This is a genomic window from Rudanella lutea DSM 19387, assembly GCF_000383955.1.
GTDB lineage: Bacteria > Bacteroidota > Bacteroidia > Cytophagales > Spirosomataceae > Rudanella > Rudanella lutea.
Map to the genome: position 1 here is coordinate 4,393,432 of NZ_KB913013.1, position 19,514 is coordinate 4,412,945.

15 protein-coding genes are annotated in these 19,514 nt (G+C 55.1%); 7 read left to right on the forward strand and 8 right to left on the reverse strand.

Translation table 11 applies throughout. The features are described from left to right. Positions 1 to 30: 30 nt before the first annotated feature. Complete coding sequence (locus RUDLU_RS0118230) at positions 31 to 1,818, reverse strand: acyl-CoA dehydrogenase (RefSeq protein ID WP_019989849.1); 1,788 nt, start codon at positions 1,816 to 1,818, stop codon at positions 31 to 33. A 235-nt stretch (positions 1,819 to 2,053) separates the two neighbouring features. Here RUDLU_RS0118230 and RUDLU_RS0118235 point away from each other — a divergent pair, with 235 nt between their 5' ends. Beyond that, complete coding sequence (locus RUDLU_RS0118235) at positions 2,054 to 2,587, forward strand: DUF2911 domain-containing protein (protein WP_019989850.1); 534 nt, start codon at positions 2,054 to 2,056, stop codon at positions 2,585 to 2,587. 80 nt (positions 2,588 to 2,667) lie between these two features. On the opposite strand, the gene RUDLU_RS0118240 is transcribed toward RUDLU_RS0118235, so the two are convergent. Further along, positions 2,668 to 4,362, reverse strand: coding sequence for an ArnT family glycosyltransferase (locus RUDLU_RS0118240; RefSeq protein WP_019989851.1), 1,695 nt, complete (start codon positions 4,360 to 4,362; stop codon positions 2,668 to 2,670). Between the two features lie 168 nt (positions 4,363 to 4,530). Between RUDLU_RS0118240 and RUDLU_RS28855 the strand changes: the two genes are divergently transcribed. Continuing rightward, positions 4,531 to 7,263, forward strand: coding sequence for a PQQ-dependent sugar dehydrogenase (locus RUDLU_RS28855; RefSeq protein WP_019989852.1), 2,733 nt, complete (start codon positions 4,531 to 4,533; stop codon positions 7,261 to 7,263). A gap of 234 nt (positions 7,264 to 7,497) precedes the next feature. Here the strand turns inward: RUDLU_RS28855 and RUDLU_RS0118250 are convergent, their stop codons facing one another. From RUDLU_RS0118250 to RUDLU_RS0118260, 3 genes are all read right to left on the reverse strand, one after another. After that, positions 7,498 to 8,067, reverse strand: a complete 570-nt coding sequence (locus RUDLU_RS0118250) for a 50S ribosomal protein L25/general stress protein Ctc (RefSeq protein ID WP_027303189.1) — start codon at positions 8,065 to 8,067, stop codon at positions 7,498 to 7,500. Between the two features lie 100 nt (positions 8,068 to 8,167). Next, positions 8,168 to 9,109, reverse strand: a complete 942-nt coding sequence (locus RUDLU_RS0118255) for a ribose-phosphate pyrophosphokinase (protein WP_027303190.1) — start codon at positions 9,107 to 9,109, stop codon at positions 8,168 to 8,170. Between the two features lie 131 nt (positions 9,110 to 9,240). Continuing rightward, positions 9,241 to 9,699 (reverse strand): MarR family winged helix-turn-helix transcriptional regulator, encoded by a 459-nt coding sequence (locus RUDLU_RS0118260; protein ID WP_019989855.1) that lies wholly within the window; start codon positions 9,697 to 9,699, stop codon positions 9,241 to 9,243. 225 nt (positions 9,700 to 9,924) lie between these two features. Here RUDLU_RS0118260 and RUDLU_RS0118265 point away from each other — a divergent pair, with 225 nt between their 5' ends. After that, positions 9,925 to 12,363 (forward strand): outer membrane beta-barrel protein, encoded by a 2,439-nt coding sequence (locus RUDLU_RS0118265; protein ID WP_245581688.1) that lies wholly within the window; start codon positions 9,925 to 9,927, stop codon positions 12,361 to 12,363. A gap of 86 nt (positions 12,364 to 12,449) precedes the next feature. On the opposite strand, the gene RUDLU_RS0118270 is transcribed toward RUDLU_RS0118265, so the two are convergent. Both RUDLU_RS0118270 and RUDLU_RS0118275 read right to left on the reverse strand, forming a co-directional pair. Next, the gene (locus RUDLU_RS0118270; RefSeq protein WP_019989857.1) at positions 12,450 to 13,025 is read right to left on the reverse strand and encodes a phosphatase PAP2 family protein; all 576 of its coding nucleotides are present in this window, start codon (positions 13,023 to 13,025) and stop codon (positions 12,450 to 12,452) included. Positions 13,026 to 13,146: 121 nt separating this feature from the next. Then, on the reverse strand, positions 13,147 to 14,334 hold the full coding sequence (locus tag RUDLU_RS0118275; protein WP_019989858.1) for a phosphoglycerate kinase: 1,188 nt from the start codon (positions 14,332 to 14,334) through the stop codon (positions 13,147 to 13,149). 207 nt (positions 14,335 to 14,541) lie between these two features. Between RUDLU_RS0118275 and RUDLU_RS0118280 the strand changes: the two genes are divergently transcribed. Next, on the forward strand, positions 14,542 to 16,890 hold the full coding sequence (locus tag RUDLU_RS0118280; RefSeq protein WP_019989859.1) for a M28 family peptidase: 2,349 nt from the start codon (positions 14,542 to 14,544) through the stop codon (positions 16,888 to 16,890). On the opposite strand, the gene RUDLU_RS0118285 is transcribed toward RUDLU_RS0118280, so the two are convergent. Then, positions 16,887 to 17,222 carry a YtxH domain-containing protein gene (locus tag RUDLU_RS0118285; RefSeq protein ID WP_019989860.1) on the reverse strand — a complete coding sequence of 112 codons (336 nt, stop codon included), beginning with the start codon at positions 17,220 to 17,222 and terminating at the stop codon, positions 16,887 to 16,889. The two genes, RUDLU_RS0118280 and RUDLU_RS0118285, sit on opposite strands and share 4 nt — an antisense overlap. 233 nt (positions 17,223 to 17,455) lie before the next feature. Here RUDLU_RS0118285 and RUDLU_RS0118290 point away from each other — a divergent pair, with 233 nt between their 5' ends. From RUDLU_RS0118290 to RUDLU_RS0118300, 3 genes are all read left to right on the forward strand, one after another. Next, positions 17,456 to 18,739, forward strand: coding sequence for a Gfo/Idh/MocA family protein (locus RUDLU_RS0118290; protein ID WP_019989861.1), 1,284 nt, complete (start codon positions 17,456 to 17,458; stop codon positions 18,737 to 18,739). A gap of 73 nt (positions 18,740 to 18,812) precedes the next feature. Then, positions 18,813 to 19,121, forward strand: a complete 309-nt coding sequence (locus RUDLU_RS29360) for a type II toxin-antitoxin system HigB family toxin (protein ID WP_019989862.1) — start codon at positions 18,813 to 18,815, stop codon at positions 19,119 to 19,121. Between the two features lie 41 nt (positions 19,122 to 19,162). Further along, on the forward strand, positions 19,163 to 19,489 hold the full coding sequence (locus RUDLU_RS0118300; RefSeq protein ID WP_169578053.1) for a helix-turn-helix domain-containing protein: 327 nt from the start codon (positions 19,163 to 19,165) through the stop codon (positions 19,487 to 19,489). The last annotated feature ends 25 nt before the right edge of the window (positions 19,490 to 19,514 follow it).

Genomic DNA, 19,514 nt, shown 5'->3' on the forward strand with positions numbered 1-19,514 from the left:
AGAGACGCCAGTAGGCGTCTCTACAGGTTATTACAGCGCCAGCTCTTTCTCCGATACGATCGTCAGCACCTCAGGGTCTTTCAGGCGGGCCGCCAAACCGAGGGTTTTGGGCACTTCGTAGTGGAAGAAGAACTTCATCGTGTGGATTTTACCCTCGTAGAACGCCAACTCGTCACCCTGTGGGTTTTGGGTAAGCAACGCCTGTTTGGCAACTACGGCCTGCTTAAGCCACTGCCATGCCACGGTGACGATGCCGAGCATTTCGAGGAACAGGGTAGCGTCGGAGAGGTAGCGCTCCACATCGCTCATGGCGTGCGGCATCAGGGCCATAAATACCTCCTGCGCCTGCTTTAGTTCGCGGTTGAGCTTGTCGGCATAGGGCTTCAGGTCGTCGTAAGCACTCGCTTCGGCAATACTCTTACCTATTTCAGCAAACAGCAGCTGGGCCGCTTTGCCGCCCTTCATGGTCATTTTCCGACCGAGCAGATCCTGCGCCTGAATCCCGGTGGTGCCTTCGTAGATCGGCGTAATCCGGATATCACGGTAGAGTTGTTCCACCGGGAAATCTTCGGTGAACCCGTACCCGCCAAAAGTCTGCACGCTTTGGCTGGTGGCCTGTACACCCATTTCAGAGGGATAGGTTTTGGCCATAGGCGTCAGAATTTCGAGCAGTAGGGTGTTGTTTTCTTTTTCTTCGCCTTCGGTCACCTGCGCCAGGTCGAACAGGCGAGCCGTTTCGAGCAGCAACGACAGCGACCCCTCGGTTACGGCTTTCTGGAACAGCAGCATCCGGCGCACATCGGGGTGGTTGATAATGGGTGTTTGCGGGGCGTCGAGCGCGTGTTTCTGATTCAGTCGGCGGCTTTGCGGGCGTTCCTTGGCGTATTGCAGGGCTGCATGGTAAGCGGCCGTGGCAATGGCGGCCGCTGTCATACCTACCCCAATGCGGGCCTCGTTCATCATCTGGAACATGTACGAAAGCCCCATGTGCGGTTGCCCCACCAGATACCCGATACAATCGTCGTTTTCGCCGTAGGTCAGGTGCATAGCCGGTACACCCCGCTGCCCCATTTTGTGGTACACGCCCGTAGAGGTCACGTCGTTGGGCGCGCCATCGGTCCGGTACTTGGGTACCACAAACAGCGAAATGCCCTTGGTGCCTTTGGGGGCTCCGTCGATACGGGCGAGCAGCAGGTGAATGATATTGTCGGTGGCATCGTGGTCACCGGCCGAGATAAACACCTTTTGTCCCCGGATTTTGTAAGTGCCGTCAGGCTGCGGAGTGGCCGACGTGACCACGTCTGAGAGCGAGCTACCTGCCTGCGGCTCGGTGAGGGCCATAGTGCCCTGCCACTTACCCGACAGCATATTTTCGACGTAGGTTTTCTGGAGTTCCTCGGACCCGAACGACGTGATAAGATGAGCCGCACCAGAGGTAAGGCCGGTGTACATCATGCCATTGTTGGCTGCCATCAGGATAAAGCCCACCGTCGAGTTGATCAGCTCAGGCAGCTGCTGACCGCCGTGGTCGTAGCTAAAACCGGCTCCAATGAGGCCAGCCTCGCCCATAGCCTTCAGGTATTCCTTGATTTTCGGATGCACCGTTACCTTTCCGTCTTTTAGTTCGGGCTGGTTTTTGTCGGCTTCTTTGAGGTACGGGTACATGAGCGTATCGGCGATGTGGGTCACCGAATCGAGCACCATGTTGAAGGTCTCTTTGTCGTGTCCGCTAAAGTATTCGTATTGGGCCAGTTGCTCGGCCTGAAATACTTCATGGAGCAGAAACTGTAGGTTGCGTTTGCTGAAATAGGTTGCCATCGGACGGGCTGATTTTTGGTTAATCGTATGCGTGCATACTAATTATTGGATAAAAATAAGGTGAAGTTGTTCAATCCTGCAAGTAAGCGGCTGCATATTTGGCGGCTAAGGAGCTCCTTTAAACCTTTTGTGCGTCCATCTGTCCATAAAGGGCGCAATTAGCGGGATTCTAAACAACAATTTGAGTAGACAGCCGTTTACGTTGCGTTGTTAATACAAACCACTTTTTACAAACATGAAAAAATTTAGCGCATTCATTCTGCTGCTGTTAACCACCCTGACGGTGGCCATGGCCCAGGGTCAGAAAGCCCCCGCCAGCCCCCGTATCACGGCTGAGAGCCCGAACAAAAACATTAAAGTTGTGTACGGTCAGCCTTCAAAGCGCGGCCGGGTCATCTTCGGACCTGAGGGTTCAGCCAGTCTGGAGAAGTACGGTAAGCCCTGGCGTACCGGTGCCAACGAAGCTACCGAGGTGACGTTTAAAAACGACGTTATGTTTGGCGGTAAGCACGTTAAGGCAGGCACCTACACGCTGGTTACCTTCCCCGGTGAAAAAGAGTGGGGAGTTGTGCTCAACTCAACGCTCGGACAGTGGGGGGCGTATGAGTACGAGAAAAACAAAGCTAACAATGTGGTTGATGTGAAGGCCAAAGTATCGAGCAACAAAACGCCTATCGAGAAGCTGACCATCACGCCTGCCAACAACAGCATTGCGATTGCCTGGGATAACATGACGGTATCAATTCCGGTGATGGACCACGGTAAGTAAGCACACTGGTTTGATTTAGTGCGTCGGGTCGGGGCCAAAACGGTTCCGGCCCGTTTTGTTTTAGGGCTATCCGACTACGCTCAGGGTCGGCTACGGACCTCGGCCAATACTTTGGGTTTCAGGGTTTGCGCGCGGGTCTGATGGTTCAGAAATTCGCCGGTGAGCTTGGTGACGTGGAAAAAGTTGAACGTGTCGATAGGGGCCACCCGCCAGCCATCTTGCCGGAGGGTATCCAGGTGGGTAGGACTCGTCAGAATCCAAACGGGCTCTTTGTCGGCTACGGCTTTCAGGTCAGCCTTGGTACGCCAATAGTAAGCCCGCTGCTTCAGGTAAAACTCAAACGAATACTGGTCTTCGACGTACATACCCGCCAGCCGCATACCGCCGGGTTGCTCGGGGGTGTTGTGTTCGTTGATGTAAAAAGCCGCTTCGCCACCAGCCTGGTAGGGCATCAGTTGGGGGTACAGAAACAGGTTGTAAAAACCCAACGCCAGCACCGAGCTACCTACGGCCCAGCCCACCAGGGCCGTAAGCCAGCGCCCCCGCGCCAGTACGGCCGTGACCACGGTGACCAACACGGCCCAGATAATGGCCCCCGCCATAGGTTGTGGCCGAAAATACCAGATAAGCCCGCCTACAATAACCAACAGTAATTGGTACTGTATTTGGATGGTTCGGAGCCAGCGCCGATGGGTTACGTTGTTGCGCAGGGTAGTCAGAAAATGGGCGGTGAGTACGGCGTAAAAAGGAAAAACAATGTTGAGGTAGTGCGGTAATTGAAACCCCGACAGCGAAAACAGAAGAAAGGTCATCAGCCCTGACCCCAGCGAAACGTATTCGGGCAGGTACGGTATGCGCCCAATCAGCCGCAGAACGGCGCGCCCTACGGCGGCATACAACAGTAAGGCCCAGGGGGCAAATGCCCACAGGGTGGTGTGCAGGAAAAATGTCTTCTCGCCCGACCCTTTGATGGGGCCGGTGTTGAAAAACCGCCCGAACTGACTATCCCAGAAGAAAAACCGGATGCCGGAGTTGCCCGTTTTACCGAACACTACTTTCTCGGGGTGCAGGTCAAACTGAAGGTAAAGCGTGTACAGTTCGGGCAGGCAAAACAGCAGTGAGAGCACAATTGCCAGGTACCAGCGTAGTTGTAAAAACTCCCGCCATTGGCCGGTGAGTACAATATGAATAAACAGCCCGGCCCCAATCGGAACAACCACAAAGGGCCCTTTGGTCATCAGGGCCATACCCGTCCAGAGAGCACCCAGCACCAGATCCAGCGGGCGGTCGGAGCGGTAAAGCCGGAAAAAATGAAACACCGCCCCGATCACCTGAGCGGTCAGGTACGGCTCGGCCCGTACATCATTGTTAGAAATAACGAGGTGTAAAGCCGTGAGCATCACCAGGGTCGAAATCTGGGCTACCAGCCGACTATACGCCAACAGGGCAAACTGATAGGTGTACCATACGCTCCCCAGAAAAAACAGAAACGCCGGAAACTTATAGGCAAACGAGTTGATGCCGAAAATTTTGTAGCTGATGGCCGCCACCCAGAACGGGAAGTGCGGTTTGTCGAGCCAATCCCGATCTTCCACGATCAGGTTCACAAAATCACCTGATTCTGCAACGGTTTTGGCAATGGTTGCGTACAGTGCACCATCGGGCTCCATAATCAAGCTGAACAGTCCCAGTGCGTTAAGGACAATCCCAACGGTTACTAAAATGTTGAAAAAAAAATCGGGCAAAGCAGGAGCGGAGCTACGGGCGTAATTCATGGCGCAAAACAACAAAAAACCGGGGGGAGTGCAAGTGTGGAAGACCAATACAGTAGTTACTCCAGTGCTGTATTATCTCTACGAATGGCACTCGTCATTGTACTGACTCCCAAGTTTGTGTAAACTTGTGGTTGATTTTTGTAGCCCCTCCGTAACGACACATTAACTATGCTCCATTTTACCCGTATCTGTGTACCGATTTCTCGGGTGCTACACGCTTCGTATGGCCTACTTCTCTGGCTCTTTTTGCTGACTGGCACCGTTCTCAACGCACAGAGTTTACCCGCGGGATTTAATCTGGTTCAACTTAGCGACGGACTCAGTACCCCCACTGCCATGGCGTTTGCCCCCGATGGGCGCATTTTCATCACAGAGCAAGGCGGTACCGTTCGTATTTTTAAGGATGGAGCCTTGTTGCCAACGCCGTTTCTGGAGCTTACCGTCGACAGCAACGGCGAGCGGGGCCTCGATGGTATCACCCTCGACCCCGACTTTGCCAGCAACGGCTACGTGTACCTCTACTACACCGTGCCGGGCAGCCCGGCCCATAACCGGGTTAGCCGGTTTACGGCCAACGGCGATGTGGTAGTTGCCGGTAGCGAGACTATCCTACTGGATCTGGAACCACCGCTTTACGGTGAATTTCATAATGGTGGGTCGATGCGGTTTGGCGTTGACGGAAAATTGTACATCGGCATTGGCGACCATGCCTCGCCCCTTAACGCCCAGGATCCCGATAGCCACTGGGGTAAGCTGCTACGGATCAACCCGGACGGGACCATACCATCCGATAATCCTAATCAAACCGGATCGGAGGCCCGGCAGCGAATTTGGGCTATGGGCTTACGCAACCCGTTTACCCTCGCGGTGCAGCCGGTTACAGGTCGTATTTTTGTCAATGATGTGGGTTTTTTGAATTGGGAAGAGATCAACGATGCTACCCAACCGGGCCATAACTTCGGTTGGCCACAGGCCGAGGGTGTGGACTATAACCCGGCCTTCACCAATCCGTTTTATACATACGGGCATGGCGATGGCGATAGTGTGGGCTGCGCTATTACAGGAGGCACGTTTTTCAATCCGGTGCAGACCAGTTATCCAGCCGAGTGGACAGGGCGCTATTTCTTCCATGACTACTGTAACCAGTGGATCAACTACCTCGACCTGTCCGGGCCAACACCCGTACGGGGTTCGTTTGCAACGGGCATACCCTCATCGCCCCTCGGTATCAGCACCGGCCCCGACGGAAACCTGTATTTCATCACCCGGGATAGCGGCCATCTGTACCGGATTATTTACAGCGACCAACTGGCCCCGGCTATTACGGCTCAGCCGGTGAGTGTATCGGCCTTCGATGGGCAACCGGCCTCGTTTGGGGTTTCGGTATCGGGGGCCACACCCATTACCTACCAGTGGCAGCTGAATGAAGAAGATATTCCTACTGCTACCGGCTCCTCGTACACGATACCGAGTGTATCGTCGGCTGTGGCGGGAAATTACCGCGTGATTGTTAGCAACGGCTACGGTAGCGTCACCAGCAATACGGTGAGCCTCGTTAGCTTGGGCTATAATGCCGCGCCGGTGCCCGACATCCTTACGCCCGCCAACCATACCAAATATACGGCGGGCACAACCATCAGTTTCTCGGGTACCGCCGTCGATGCTGAAGACGGGGTGTTGCCTCCCAGCGCGTTTACCTGGCGGGTGTACCTCTACCACGACACGCACTATCACGATGGACCTCCCATTGCCACAGGGGCTGCGAGCGGCACATTTACGATTCCGAATCAGGGCGAAACGGCTGTTAATGTCTGGTACCGGCTTATTCTGACTGTGACCGACTCGAAAGGCCTATCAGCTCGCGACACTGTTGATATTGACCCGACTATTGTGAAGCTGACGGTTGCTACCAACCCGCCTGGTATGCAGATTAACCTCGACGGCCACCCGCATACGGCCCCGTATAGTCAGTCGTTTGTGGTGGGTATGCGAATCAATCTGGCAACCACGGGTGTACAGATGCTGGCCGACAGTGCCTACGAGTTTACCGAATGGTCGCCCGCTGTACCGGCCGATGGATATGTTGTGATCCCTCCGAAGGATACAACCTACGTAGCTTCGTTTACGGTATTGCCCGACGGCCCGCGTGTGTTTACGCTCGTGCAGCCGTTGTACAACTGCCAAACGGGCGCGCTCACGTTCCGAACAACGGGTGGCGATGGCTCGCCCATTGAATACATGGCGACAGGGATTACTGGCTGGACGTCGGAACCTACGCATATCATCGACGCCGAGCTGCGAAGCGACCCTGGCCTGATTACCCTGATGGCTCGTCAGAACGGAGTGGAAGTTTCGCGGCCGTTCGATCTGACAGCTGTGTGTGCTAATCTTCCGCCGGTGGTTTATGCGGTGCCCGCCCCCCTGTCGGCAACGGTTGGGATGTCGTTCTCGTACACTGTGCCCGATAGCACCTTCGCCGATCCCGAAAATGGGTTATTGGCCTGGTCGGCTACTGGACTACCCGCTGGGCTGGTATTCAATAAAACCACGCGGGTCCTGTCGGGCACGCTTACGCAAGCGGGTAGCCAGACAATCGTAATTTCCGTTGTAGATCCGTATGGCGCATCGGCCAGTACAACGCTGACACTCGTTGTGAGCGAACCGGCCAACCACTGTATGGAAGGTATGGAAGGCCCCGAAATCAGTAGCGTCAAAGATGGCGACTGGAATAGTCCGGCAACCTGGTCATGCAGCTGTGTACCAGCGGCCTGTAACCCCGTCCGGATTGGCCACCGGGTCACGGTAACCGTGCAGCAGATGGCCAACGCCAAAAAGCTCATTTACGCCATCGGTGGACACTTGATTTTGAACGAAGCCGCCATGCTTCATTTGGGGCATTAGGGGGAATTGGATGGATAATGGGTAATGTAAAATGGATAATGCATAATGTAAAATGCACAGTGAATAATGCGTTCCCGGGTTGATTTCAGCTGATACATTATTCATTTTACACTGTACATTATCCATTAATTGTACAGGCAACGAGAGCAACCATTCTAAACAAAAAAGCCCGTTTCCAGAGAGGAAACGGGCTTTTCGTATCTATTAGCCTTACAATTAGTCTTGCGACAAAAATTACTTGCCTGCCATCTGGCCCCGCAGTGCACGTGGGATTTCGATAGAAGCAACTGGGTTTGATGCACTTTCCAGAATAACGAAATTACCAGCCTGAATCTGGCCAACCCGTACTGATTTACCCAGATCGAGGTCGCTTACGTTTACATCAATATAATCAGGGATATCCTGTGCCAGACCCCGTACACGCAGTTTGCGAACGCGGGTTACCAGCTTACCACCTTTTTGTACGCCTGGTGCATTACCAACCAACCGAACGGGTACCGATACCTTGATGGGCTTGTTCTCTACAATTTGCAGGAAGTCAGCGTGCAGCAGGTTGTCGGCTACCGGGTGGAATTGCGTTTCCTGCAACACCGCCTGATACTCATCGCCTTCGATGTTCAGCGTCACTTCGTACACGTCGGGCGTGAACAGCAGCGGGCGGAACAGAATAGCGGGTGCGTAGAAATGAATTTGCTCTGAGCCTCCGTACAATACGCACGGAATGTTGCCTTCGTTACGAATGGCCTGAGCCTGAGTGGGGCCGAGATTCGCTCGTTTGTACCCTACAATCTCGATTTTCTTCATGATGCAAAAAATAAAAAAGTGAAAGATCGAACGAGCAAAAGAGCGAATCAGTGACGGAGCCAACTCGCTCTCTCACTGTTTCGATCTTTCACTCGTTCGCTCAGTGTTTTATAAAAAGCGAACTAATAGATTCGTGATCACGGATGCGGCCGATGGCTTTGGCAAAAAGCTCGGATACCGACAGCACCTTAATTTTTTCGTTCATCTCCCGCATCGGGATCGTGTCCGAAACAACCAACTCTTCCAGCACCGAGTTCCGAATGTTCTCGTGCGCTTTGCCCGACATAACCGGGTGCGTACAGATGGCCCGCACCGACTTGGCCCCCTTGTCCAGAATAATCTGGGCGGCTTTCGCCAGTGTGCCCCCCGTATCAATCAGGTCGTCGATGAGTACCACGTTGGCCCCTTCAACATCGCCAATCACCTGCATCGAAGCAATTTCGTTGGCCCGCTTGCGGTGCTTGTCGCAGAGCACAATGTCGGCGTTGAAATGCTTGGCAAACGTACGGGCCCGGTTAGCACCACCTACGTCGGGTGAGGCAATGACCAGATTGTCCAGATTCAGGCTTTTGATGTACGGAACAAAAACCGATGTTCCCTCCAGATGATCGACCGGAAAGTCGAAAAAGCCCTGGATCTGCCCCGCGTGCAGGTCAATCGTCATCAGGCGGTCGGCACCGGCTGCAGCGAGCATGTTGGCCACCAACTTAGCCGCAATGGCCACCCGGGGTTTGTCTTTCCGATCCTGCCGGGCGTACCCGAAGTACGGAATCACCACGGTTACGTAGTGGGCTGAGGCCCGCCGGGCGGCATCCACCATCAGCAGGAGTTCCATCAGATTGTCGGCGGGCGGGAGTGTGGATTGTACCAAAAACACGTCGCAACCGCGAACTGATTCTTCAAAGCTGGGCGACATTTCGCCGTCGCTGAATCGGCGGCAAGTATAGCCGCCTAACTCTTTACCGTAGTAGTGCGCAATCTTCTCAGCGAGGTAGGTTGACTGACTCCCCGAAAAGATTTTCACCGGATTGAACGAAGCCATCGTGTGCCGGAAAAATTTCCGCAAAGGTACGGAAAAGATGGGCCAATTCCTTCGAATGCTTTAATCCCAACCGACACTTTAACCCGAACAGGCAAAAAACAACGTATTGTGCAAGTTTTCCGAGGCAGAGTTTAATCCGAGATGTGCTCGCTAGCGAGTTTATGGGCGAATCGGCAGTTGGCAAAGATGGTTTCCAGGGAGTGCCGGAGTTGATCAATGTCGGCTTGCGCAAGCCCATCGAGGGCAATGGACCGGTTGCGGCTGATGATAGGGGCCACCGCTTCGAGCAGTTGTTTGCCTTCCTTGGTAAGCTTTCGCACAATTCGACGACGGTCGGTTTGGCTCGCTGTTTGGTGCAGCAGATTCTTTTTAACCAGCAACTCGATAATACGGGCTACCGATGCCTGATCTTTAAAGACCCGATCGGCTATTTCGGCCTGCCCCGATTCGGGCGACTCTCCAATCACGGTTAGTACCAGCCACTGATCAATGGTAATGTCAAAACCAGCCCGATCAATATTGGCTTGTGCAAATTGTCGGTATTGCTTGATCGTTTTGTCAAGCGTATAAAAAATAATGTCGTTCAGCATGGAGATAGCCGTCAAATCTGGGAAGGCGCAAGTTTAAATAAAATGCTCGGGATTCGACCGTTTATCCCGGATTTAGCTCATTCAACCAATAGATGCGCGCTCGAGCCCGCAACATACGTCTTTTATTTAATGATATATCATAGATTTGCTGTCGCTATGCAAACGTTATCCTCATCTCAGCCACAGCCCACCTCGTTGGGCCATCTGTTAAAACCAGTACGGACCGTGCTGGCATCTCTATTGTTCATCCTGTTTTTTGTGCCAATGAGCCATGCGCAAACCGGTGCGCAACTAAGCGGTTTGGTGCAGGACGAAGCCGGTAAACCGCTGGAGTTTGCCACCGTAACGCTACACCGGGTGGCTGATTCGAGCGTGGTGAAAGCGGAGTTTTCTGATGCACAGGGTACGTATCGGTTTTCGCTGCCAGTGGCCGGGAAGTACCGGGTGTCGGCTTCGCAGGTGGGCCTCAACCGGATGTGGTCGGCGCCGATTACGGTGGGTACCGAGCCGGTTACGGTTGAGGCCCTGAAACTGTCGGCAGCGGGTAGTACGACCCTCAAAGAAGTCAAAGTAATTGGCCAGAAACCCCTCTACGAGCGTTTAGCCGACCGCACGGTGGTCAATGTGGAAGGGAGCCCGCTGGCGGCTGGCAACACGTCGCTCGATATTTTGGCGCGGTCGCCGGGCGTGACCGTCGATAACAACGATAACCTCGCTCTGCGCGGTCGGCAGAATGTGCTGGTACTGATTGATGGCAAACGGCAGCCTATGACCGGTACCGAACTGGCCGATTACCTGCGTGCCCTACCGGCCGATCAGCTGAAAAGTATTGAATTGATTACCAACCCGCCCGCCAAATACGATGCACAGGGTACTGCCGGAGTCATTGCCATTAATCTCAAGAAAGACGGACGAATGGGCACCAATGGCTCGGTGCAGGCCAGTTACGGCCGTAGTCAGTACGACAAATACACGGCCGGGGTTACGCTCAACAACCGGCAGGCTACCCGGCCGGGACAGTCGGTTAACCTCTTTGGGTCGTACAACTACTCAGACCGGAGCGGAATCTCGATGCTCGATATGCACCGCGACTTTTTTGCCGTGGGCCCCAACCGGACCCAGACCCTGACAGGTACGAGCGATCAGTCGAACCGGATGCCGATGGCGTTTAAGTCGCATTCGGTGCGGGCCGGTATCGATTACTCCCTGTCGAAACAAACGGTGTTGGGGGCAGTGGTCAATGCGCAGAAAGTAGTGGGCCCTGCCCGTAATGGTCTGAATCAGACGAGCCTCTTCGATGAAAAGGGTACGCTTACGGACCGGTACGAGGCCCGGAGCACGCGCTCGTTCGATGCGCCTAACCTGTCGGCCAACCTGAATTTTAAGCATAACGTTTCGGCCGATGCCAACAGCCCCGAACTCACCGCCGACGTCGACTACGCCCGTTACACCTCCGACCGCTTGCAGGAGCTGACAACGCTGTACAAACTAACGGGGCGCTCGGTATTGCTGGTGGGCGATCAGCAGGGCGACCTGACCATCTGGTCGGGTAAGACCGACTATGCGCGCCCGTTGAGCAACGGCGGCCGACTGGAGGCCGGTGCCAAGTTTAGCCGGGTATCGTCGGACAACGACGTGGTATTTCGGTTCACTGAAGGCGATATAACCACCATTGACCCCAACCGAACCAACCGGTTCAAGTACAACGAGTCGATCACGGCGGGGTACGTCAACTGGAACCGCACGGTGGGTAAGTGGAATTTGCAGGCAGGTTTGCGGGCTGAGCATACCTTGGCCGAGGGGCGGCAGGTGGTGGGCGACAGCAGTTTCACGCGCCGGTACGCTCAGTTGTTTCCGAGCGCGGCTCTGAAGCGGGCATTTGGTAAAAACCATGAGCTCAACCTGACTCTGAGCCGCCGGATCAACCGGCCTTCGTACGGGCAACTGAACCCGTTCCGAATCATTATCGACCCCACAACCTCAGGCTCAGGTAACCCCAACCTACGCCCCGAAACGAGCTATAATCTGGAGTTTTCGCATACGTTCAAAGGCAAGTACACCACCGGTCTGAGCTACAGCCGCACTTCACTGCCCATGATCAGTGTGGTTCAGCCCGAAACCGACTCAACAGTCATCTCGACCAATGTGAACCTCGACCGGCAGGATTACTTTGCCTTGACGTTTACTGTACCGGTGCAACCCGCCAAGTGGTGGCAGATTTACAATAACGCGGTGTTCTACTACAGCCATTTTGTGGGTAATCTGGCTGGTACGGCCCTGAACAAAGGTCGCCCGGCGTTTAACCTGAGCAGCAACCACACGTTTACATTCGGTAAGGGGTGGTCGGGTGAGCTGAACAGCAGCTTCCAGTCGGGCGAGCAGTACGGTTTTCTGCGGGTCCGGCCCAACGGACAGGTGACGGCCGGAGTGCAAAAAGCCCTGTGGGATCGTAAGGGTTCGCTCAAGTTCAGTGTGGCCGACTTGTTTTTCACGAACAAAGTGCGGGCGACTTCGGCCTACGACAACTTTGTGGAGCGGTTTTACCAGCGTCGCGATTCGCGGGTAGCTACCCTGTCGTTCTCGTACCGGTTTGGCAATGATAAAGTGGCACCTACGCGTCGGCGGACGGGCGGAGCCGAAGACGAAAAACGCCGGGCTAACTAAGAGTTCGTGGCGACCGACGTTTTGGGTTTATGGGTAGCATTCGCGGAACTGTTTCGGCGTACTCATAAACCCAACTCCAAAACGGCTCAGAGGGCCGCAATGCGGAGGTGGGCGGGAGTGAACTGGCGGTAGAGAGTGACGCTCAGGGCCGCCATCCCGACGCCGATGCCCGCACCCGCCAGAACGTCGAGTGGGTAGTGGGCACCCACGTAAATGCGGCTGTAAGCAAGCAGAAACGCCCACACGAATGTCCAGCGAAGCCACCCGTAACGTTGGCCCAGCAGGAGCCACAATCCGGTAGCCAGGGCAAAGGCATTGGCAGCATGAGATGACGCAAACCCGTACTGCCCTCCGCACGGCAGCACCGGATGGATGAGCGGTTGTAAAGCCGAAACATGACAGGGGCGGAGCCGTAGGGTAAGGGGCTTGAGCAGGGCTGAGGCCGTCTGATCGCTCAGGGCCACGGCTACGGCGAGGGTCAGAATAAGCGGAAGGGCTTGCCAACGGAACCGGTACCCGAGCCAGCCCAGCAGCAGGGCGTAGAAGGGAAACCAGGAGTTACGCTCCGTAATCCAGACCATAATCGGGTCGAGCCAGGGGGCGTACAGCCCGTTGAGCCGCAGAAATAGGTCAGTATCGAGCTGATGAAGAGTTTCGAGCATACAAAGGCCAAGTTAGCGATGACATCTTTCCGAACAAGATGTCATCGCTTGTGCAAAGACCGGAAAAGGGATGACAGCTCGCTGGGAGAGCTGTCATCCCTTTTTTCAAGGTTGTGTTATGCTACTGCAAAGCGGCTACACCGGGGAGGGTTTTGCCTTCCATGTATTCGAGCAGGGCACCGCCACCGGTCGAGACATAGCTAACCCGGTCGCCATAACCGGCCTGATTTATGGCCGAGGCCGAGTCGCCCCCGCCAATGAGTGAAAACGCGCCGTTTTCTTCGGTTGCTTTCACTACCGCTTCGGCAATGGCGTTGGTGCCCGTTGCGAAGTTTTCAAACTCGAAAACGCCCATCGGGCCGTTCCAGAGGATGGTTTTTGAGTTGGCAACTACCTCCGTAAACAGCTTTACTGTTTCGGGGCCAATGTCGAGACCTTCCCAACCGTCGGGAATTTGGCCCGCTGCCACGGTTTGCCGGTTAGCGTTGTTCGAGAAGTCGTCGGCGCAAACGTTATCAACGGGCATGATAATCTTCACGCCTTTTTCGGCCGCTTTTTTCAGAATATCGAGAGCCAGATCCTGTTTGTCGGCTTCGAGCAGCGATTTACCGATGTTGCCGCCCTGCGCTTTCACGAAGGTGTAGGTCATACCCCCGCCGATAATCAGGTTGTCGACTTTGTCGAGCAGGCGCTCAATGATCAGAATTTTGTCGGAGATTTTGGCCCCGCCCATGATCGCCGTAAATGGCTTTTCGGCGTTGTTCAGGATTTTATCGGCGTTTTCAATTTCGGCCAGCATCACGTAGCCGCACACCCGATCCTGAAAAAACTGCCCTACTACGGCCGTGCTGGCGTGGGCCCGGTGCGCCGTTCCGAAGGCGTCGTTTACCCACACATCGCCCAGTTTTGAGAGCTTTTCGGCAAACTCGACATCACCTTTTTCTTCCTGCTTGTAAAAACGCAGGTTTTCGAGCAACAGAATTTCGCCCGGTTGCAGCGAAGCCGCGAGGTCGGTAGCCGATTGGCCAATGCAGTCATCCGCAAATTTCACGGCCCGGCCAAACGTTTCCGACAGGGTGGGCACCAGGTGTTTAAGGGAATATTTTTCCGTGGGGCCGTCTTTGGGCCGCCCGAGGTGCGACATCAGAATAGCCGAACCACCGTCGTTCAGGATTTTGGTGATCGTTGGAATGGTGGCCTTGATGCGGGTATCATCGGTGATGTTGTACTGTGCGTCGAGGGGCACGTTGAAGTCTACCCGAACGAGCGCCTTCTTGCCGGCGAAATTGTACGAATCAACTGTTTTCATGGACGAATAAAGAGCGAAAGAGTGAACGTGTGCGGTTGGGCCGCCGAGCCTGTGGGGCTTCTCCCGAGACACACGAAAGGAATATTTTCGGATGTAAAATTGGTGGAAAAAACCATGTGACAAGCCCTGTATTAGAAAAGGTTAACATTGTCGCGGAATAATAAAAAATCTGTTTGCTAACTTGCCTTTTTCTTCCCCTCTACCTGAATGCTCTCTCTTCCGAAACGGGTCGCTCTGCTGACCCTGCTGTTGCTGACCGGCTTGGCGCTGGGTCTGATTCAGCTCATGCAGCCTCCCAAACCTCTGCCAGCCACTGCACCCACGACCGAATTTTCGGCCGAACGTGCTTTTGTACACGTTAAGGCCATGTCGGTGGCCCCGCACGCGATGGGCACGGCCGCGCACGCGTCGGTGCGTGCGTACCTGCTGGATCAGATGCGGGCGCTGGGCCTCAACCCGCAGGTGCAGGAAACGCCCGTAGCGGGTCGGCGCGGGGGTAGCGTGGGGTACGTGTACAACCTGCTGGGGCGGTTGCGGGGGCAGCAACCGGGCAAAGTGGCCCTGCTGATGGCGCATTACGATTCGCAACCCAACGCCATTGGAGCTGCCGACGACGCATCGAGCGTGGCCGCGATCCTGGAAACCGTACGGGCCCTGCGCGCGGGGCCGCCCCTGCCGCACGACGTGATTGTGCTTATTACCGACGGGGAAGAGTACGGCCTCTATGGCCCGCAGGCATTTTTGCGGCACCCGTGGGCGGGTGAAGTGGGGTTTGTGATGAACCTCGAAGCGCGGGGCACCCGTGGCCCGAGCATGACGTTTGAGATCAGCCCGCAAAACGGCTGGGCCGTAGAAGCGTTTGCCAAAGCGGCCCCGTACCCACTGGCGTCGTCGCTGATGTACGAAATTTACCGGAGCCTGCCCAACAATACCGATTTCACCATTTTTCGAAACGCGGGCTACACGGGCATCAACTCGGCTTACATCGACGGCTTTGTGCATTACCACAAACTGACCGACTCGCCCGAAAACCTGGACCTCGGTAGTATGCAACACCACGGTAGCAATCTGCTGGCTATGACGCGCTACGTGGCGAGCCAATCGCTCGAGCAGACCAAAGCCCCCGACAAAATTTTCTTCAATACGCTCGGGTATCATTTTGTGCAGTACCCCATGGCCTATAATTGGGGGCTGGTGGCCTTGCTCACGGCCGTACTGGCCTTTACGCTGGCGACGGCCCTCCGCAAAAAGGTGCTTACCGTGGGGCAAACTCTGGCCGGTGCGGGCCTGTTTTTGCTGATGCTGATATTGATTTTGGCGTTGTTCTGGCCCATTACGGTGGGCGTACGGGCTTATCTGCCACCGGCTTACCACCTGACTCTCTGGGAAGGCCCCTTGTTTTCGCTCTCGGCGTACATCAACGGTATCTACGGTTCCGACCGGTTTCTGGTCGCTTACACCCTGCTTACGGTAGGGGTATTTGGCTTGCTGACCCGGCTGGTACTGCGCTGGATTCGGCCGTTTGCGTTTGTGATGGGCGTGTATTTTTTTCTGTACGGACTTATTCTGTGGCAAGCGGTTGCGTTGCCCTCGGTTACCTTTCAGCTTTTGTTTCCCTTGCTGTTCAGTGCGTTGGGTACGCTACTCGTGCTTCGGTCGGAGGGGTATCAGCGTCGGTTTTCGCCCAAACAGGCATTGCTGGGTGTACTGACCATGCTGCCCACGCTGCTGCTGATTCCGTTGGTGCGGCTGCTGTTTGTCACGTTCGACCTGCAGCTCCCCATCGTGATAGCCGTGTTGGGGCTGGTAATTACCCTCGGTTTGCTGTTGCCGCTTGGGCTGCGAATTGAGCAGGAGTTGCGCTGGCGCAATGGCCCCACCGTGCCGCTGCTGGCGTTGGTGGCCGGGCTGGCTCTGACGGTCTGGGCGGTGCGGGCCGAGGCCCCGAGTGCTACCCAGCCGCTGCATTCACACGTGAGCTACTACCTCGATGCCGACGCAGGCCGGGCGTACTGGGCCACCGAATCGCTCGAAATGGACCCCTGGAAAAAGCAATTTTTTGCCACCGACAGCGTGGGGCTGTTCAAGGCGTTTTACCCGGCTACCGGGCGTCGTCGGCGCTGGAGCGAAGGCCGCGCCTTAGCCATACCGGCGCCTACGGCCGAGTTATTGCGGGATAGCAGCACGGCTACTGGCCGAACGGTACAACTCCGGCTGCGTTCGGTGCGGGGAGCGGCCGGGTTCGAGATTGGGCTACTGACGCCCGACACGACCACCATCCGGTCGGTTCGGATAAACAACGAGCCGGTGAAACCCACAGTGGCATCGGCGGGGCAGCAAACCCTGTCGACGGTGGTGTGCCACGGCCTGCCCGTCAACAAAGAAATGACGCTCACTGTGCAGCTGCGACCGGGAGCGTCATTCCAATTGTTGTTATACGATGAATCGAACGAGTTACCCGCCGATCTGATTCGGGTGCCTCGTCCGGCTGAGGTTGTTTTCGAGCAGGGGCGGGGCAGTAATCAGACGGTGGTGCGGAAACGATTCCAATTTTAAACCTGATCGGGTGCCGGATTGGGCGACGTCGGGGACGGGTTGGGTGTTTCGGTGGTTGGGAGTTCAGGTTTCTTGCCGAGGATGTCGTTGATGGCCTGTTCGGCGTTGGGGAAATTGTTTTTGAGCATATCGGCCAACTGATTGCGCAGATTGTCGAAATACTCAGGGGCATTATCCACAGCGGCCTCGGCTTCCGACTTAAACTGGTTGCCTTTTTCCTTCAGGTCGGCCATGAGTTTTTCGCCTTCTTCGGTTTGCAGATACTTGGTCAGAGCCGCCCCGGCGGCAGCACCCAGAATAAAGGTGGCGAGGTGTTTTGCATTGACAGCCATTGTGATAATCAGTTAAGGTTACAGAAGCGAATGTAGGTGGTTTCGGTCTCTGAAGAAAAGAAATCTACGTCAATGGCCCTTTGCCCGCCGGAGCGGAGTAAATAGGTCTACAGACGGTGCGAGTCTACAAGGAATGGAGAATGAATAATCAATGATGGTTTATGTGTTTGACTATCAGTATATTATTCATTTTCTGCACTATACATTATACATTTAACTCTAAAGTCCCCTCCATGAACAACTCTATGAATCGCCGGGCGTTTTTGCAGCAAAGCAGTGCAGCCGCCCTCAGTTTGGCCCTGTTGCCGAGTTTCAAACGACGCGTGGCCCCCTCCGACAAAGTGCGCGTGGCCCATATTGGCCTCAACGGCATGGGTACCGCTCACCTCAACTGGTTTGCCAAACTGCCCGATGTAGACGTGGTGGGCCTGTGCGACGTGGACGAAAATCACCTAAACAAAGCGCTCGCGACGCTCAAAGGGCATCACCCCAATACGACGGCCAAAACCTACGCCGATTTCCGGTATCTGCTCGACCGCAACGACATCGACGCCATCACCTGCGCTACCCCCGACCATTGGCACGCGCAAATTGCCATTATGGCGTTTCAGGCGGGTAAAGATGTGTACGGGGAGAAACCGCTCTCGTACAACGTGCGCGAGGGGCAGCAGATGCTCAAAGCCCAAAAACGCTACAACCGTATTTTTCAGCTGGGCACCCAGATTCATGCCGGCGACAATTACCACCGGGTTGTCGAACTGATCCGGGCGGGCGCCATCGGTAAAGTGCATACCGTGCGGCTTTGGCGAACCGGCACCCCGCCCGTATTGGGCCCGGCCAATTACCAGACTCCACCCAGCACACTTAACTGGGACATGTGGCAGGGACCCGCGCCCGCGTCGCTCTACACGCCGGAGCGTTGCCATTTCACGTACCGGTACTTTCTGGATTACTCCGGCGGGGTGTTTCAGGACTTCTGGTGCCACATTGCCGATGTGGTCTGGTGGGCGCTGAACCCAACGGGGCTACGGACGGTACGCGCCAGGGGAGAGGCCCCCGAGGGCATTGGCGATGCCCCGAAATGGATTGACATCGACTACGCGTTCGAGGGGCTGAACCTGCACTGGACAAGTACGCCCCCCAACGTGCCGGGTGCCGAAAAACGGGGCATTGGGGCCTATTTTGAGGGCGACAAAGGCACTCTACTCTGTGATTACAGCACCCGCGAAATCACGATTAATGGGGTCACGATGAACGATGTGCCTGAGGTTCCGATTACGCTCGAACGCTCGCCCGGTCATCAGCAGAACTTTATCGACTCGGTGAAGTCGCGGAAGGAACCCGAATCGAATCTGGCCTACGCCCGGCAGATGACCCTGCCTATGCACCTGGGCCTGATTGCGTGGCGGCTCGGCGAAACCCTGGAGTGGAATCCCCGCAAAGAGAAGTTCCGGCACAACCGGGCGGCCAATGCGCTGCTCTCCCGCGAAAACCGGAAGGGCTGGGATTTGGTATAGTTCCGCAAATCGGAATTATTTTTTACTTTGCGAACTATTTGCCCCCGTCACTTGTGATCTTAATGCCTTGCTCATGGTCATCATCAGCAAAACAATATTGAATGAGTTTGCCCAACGGCACCCCGATGTCGCCAATGCCCTCAATGAGTGGTATGATATAGTGAGCCGTGCCGATTGGCAATCGTTCGCTGATGTCAGGCAAACGTTTAATCATGCTGATTACGTAGGGGATAAGCGTATTGTTTTCAACCTGAAAGGGAATCAGTATCGTCTGGTAGCCTTGACGTTTTTTTCTGTAAGGACTGTCTATATCAAATTCATCGGTACTCACACAGAGTATGACAGAGTTGATGTTAAAACCATAGACCAAAAAAAGCAATGACAATCACAGACGCCATAGAATGTAGCGCTGCATTTGCTGAATTGGATAAGCTGATTGCCGAAGGCTTCGAGGGAGATAAAGAGCGGGAAGCCCGGTTCTTAGTCCTGGCAAAAGCTATTGAAGCCTACGAAGACAGCATCCCTATTATGCCATTGCCCGTGCCGCCCCCGAAAAATCTGGTGGATATTCTGGAGCACAAAATGTACGAGCAGCGGATGAAACAGCGCGACCTGGCGCGGATTCTTAACGTATCGGAAGCGCGCTTATCGGATGTGCTGTCGGGAAAGCGCAAGCCCAATCTGGATCTGGCAAAACGAATACACTTACGGCTCGGTGTCGACGCTGAGACTGTACTGAGGTTGGCCTAAGAAAGTTTACAGTCTTCAGTTTATA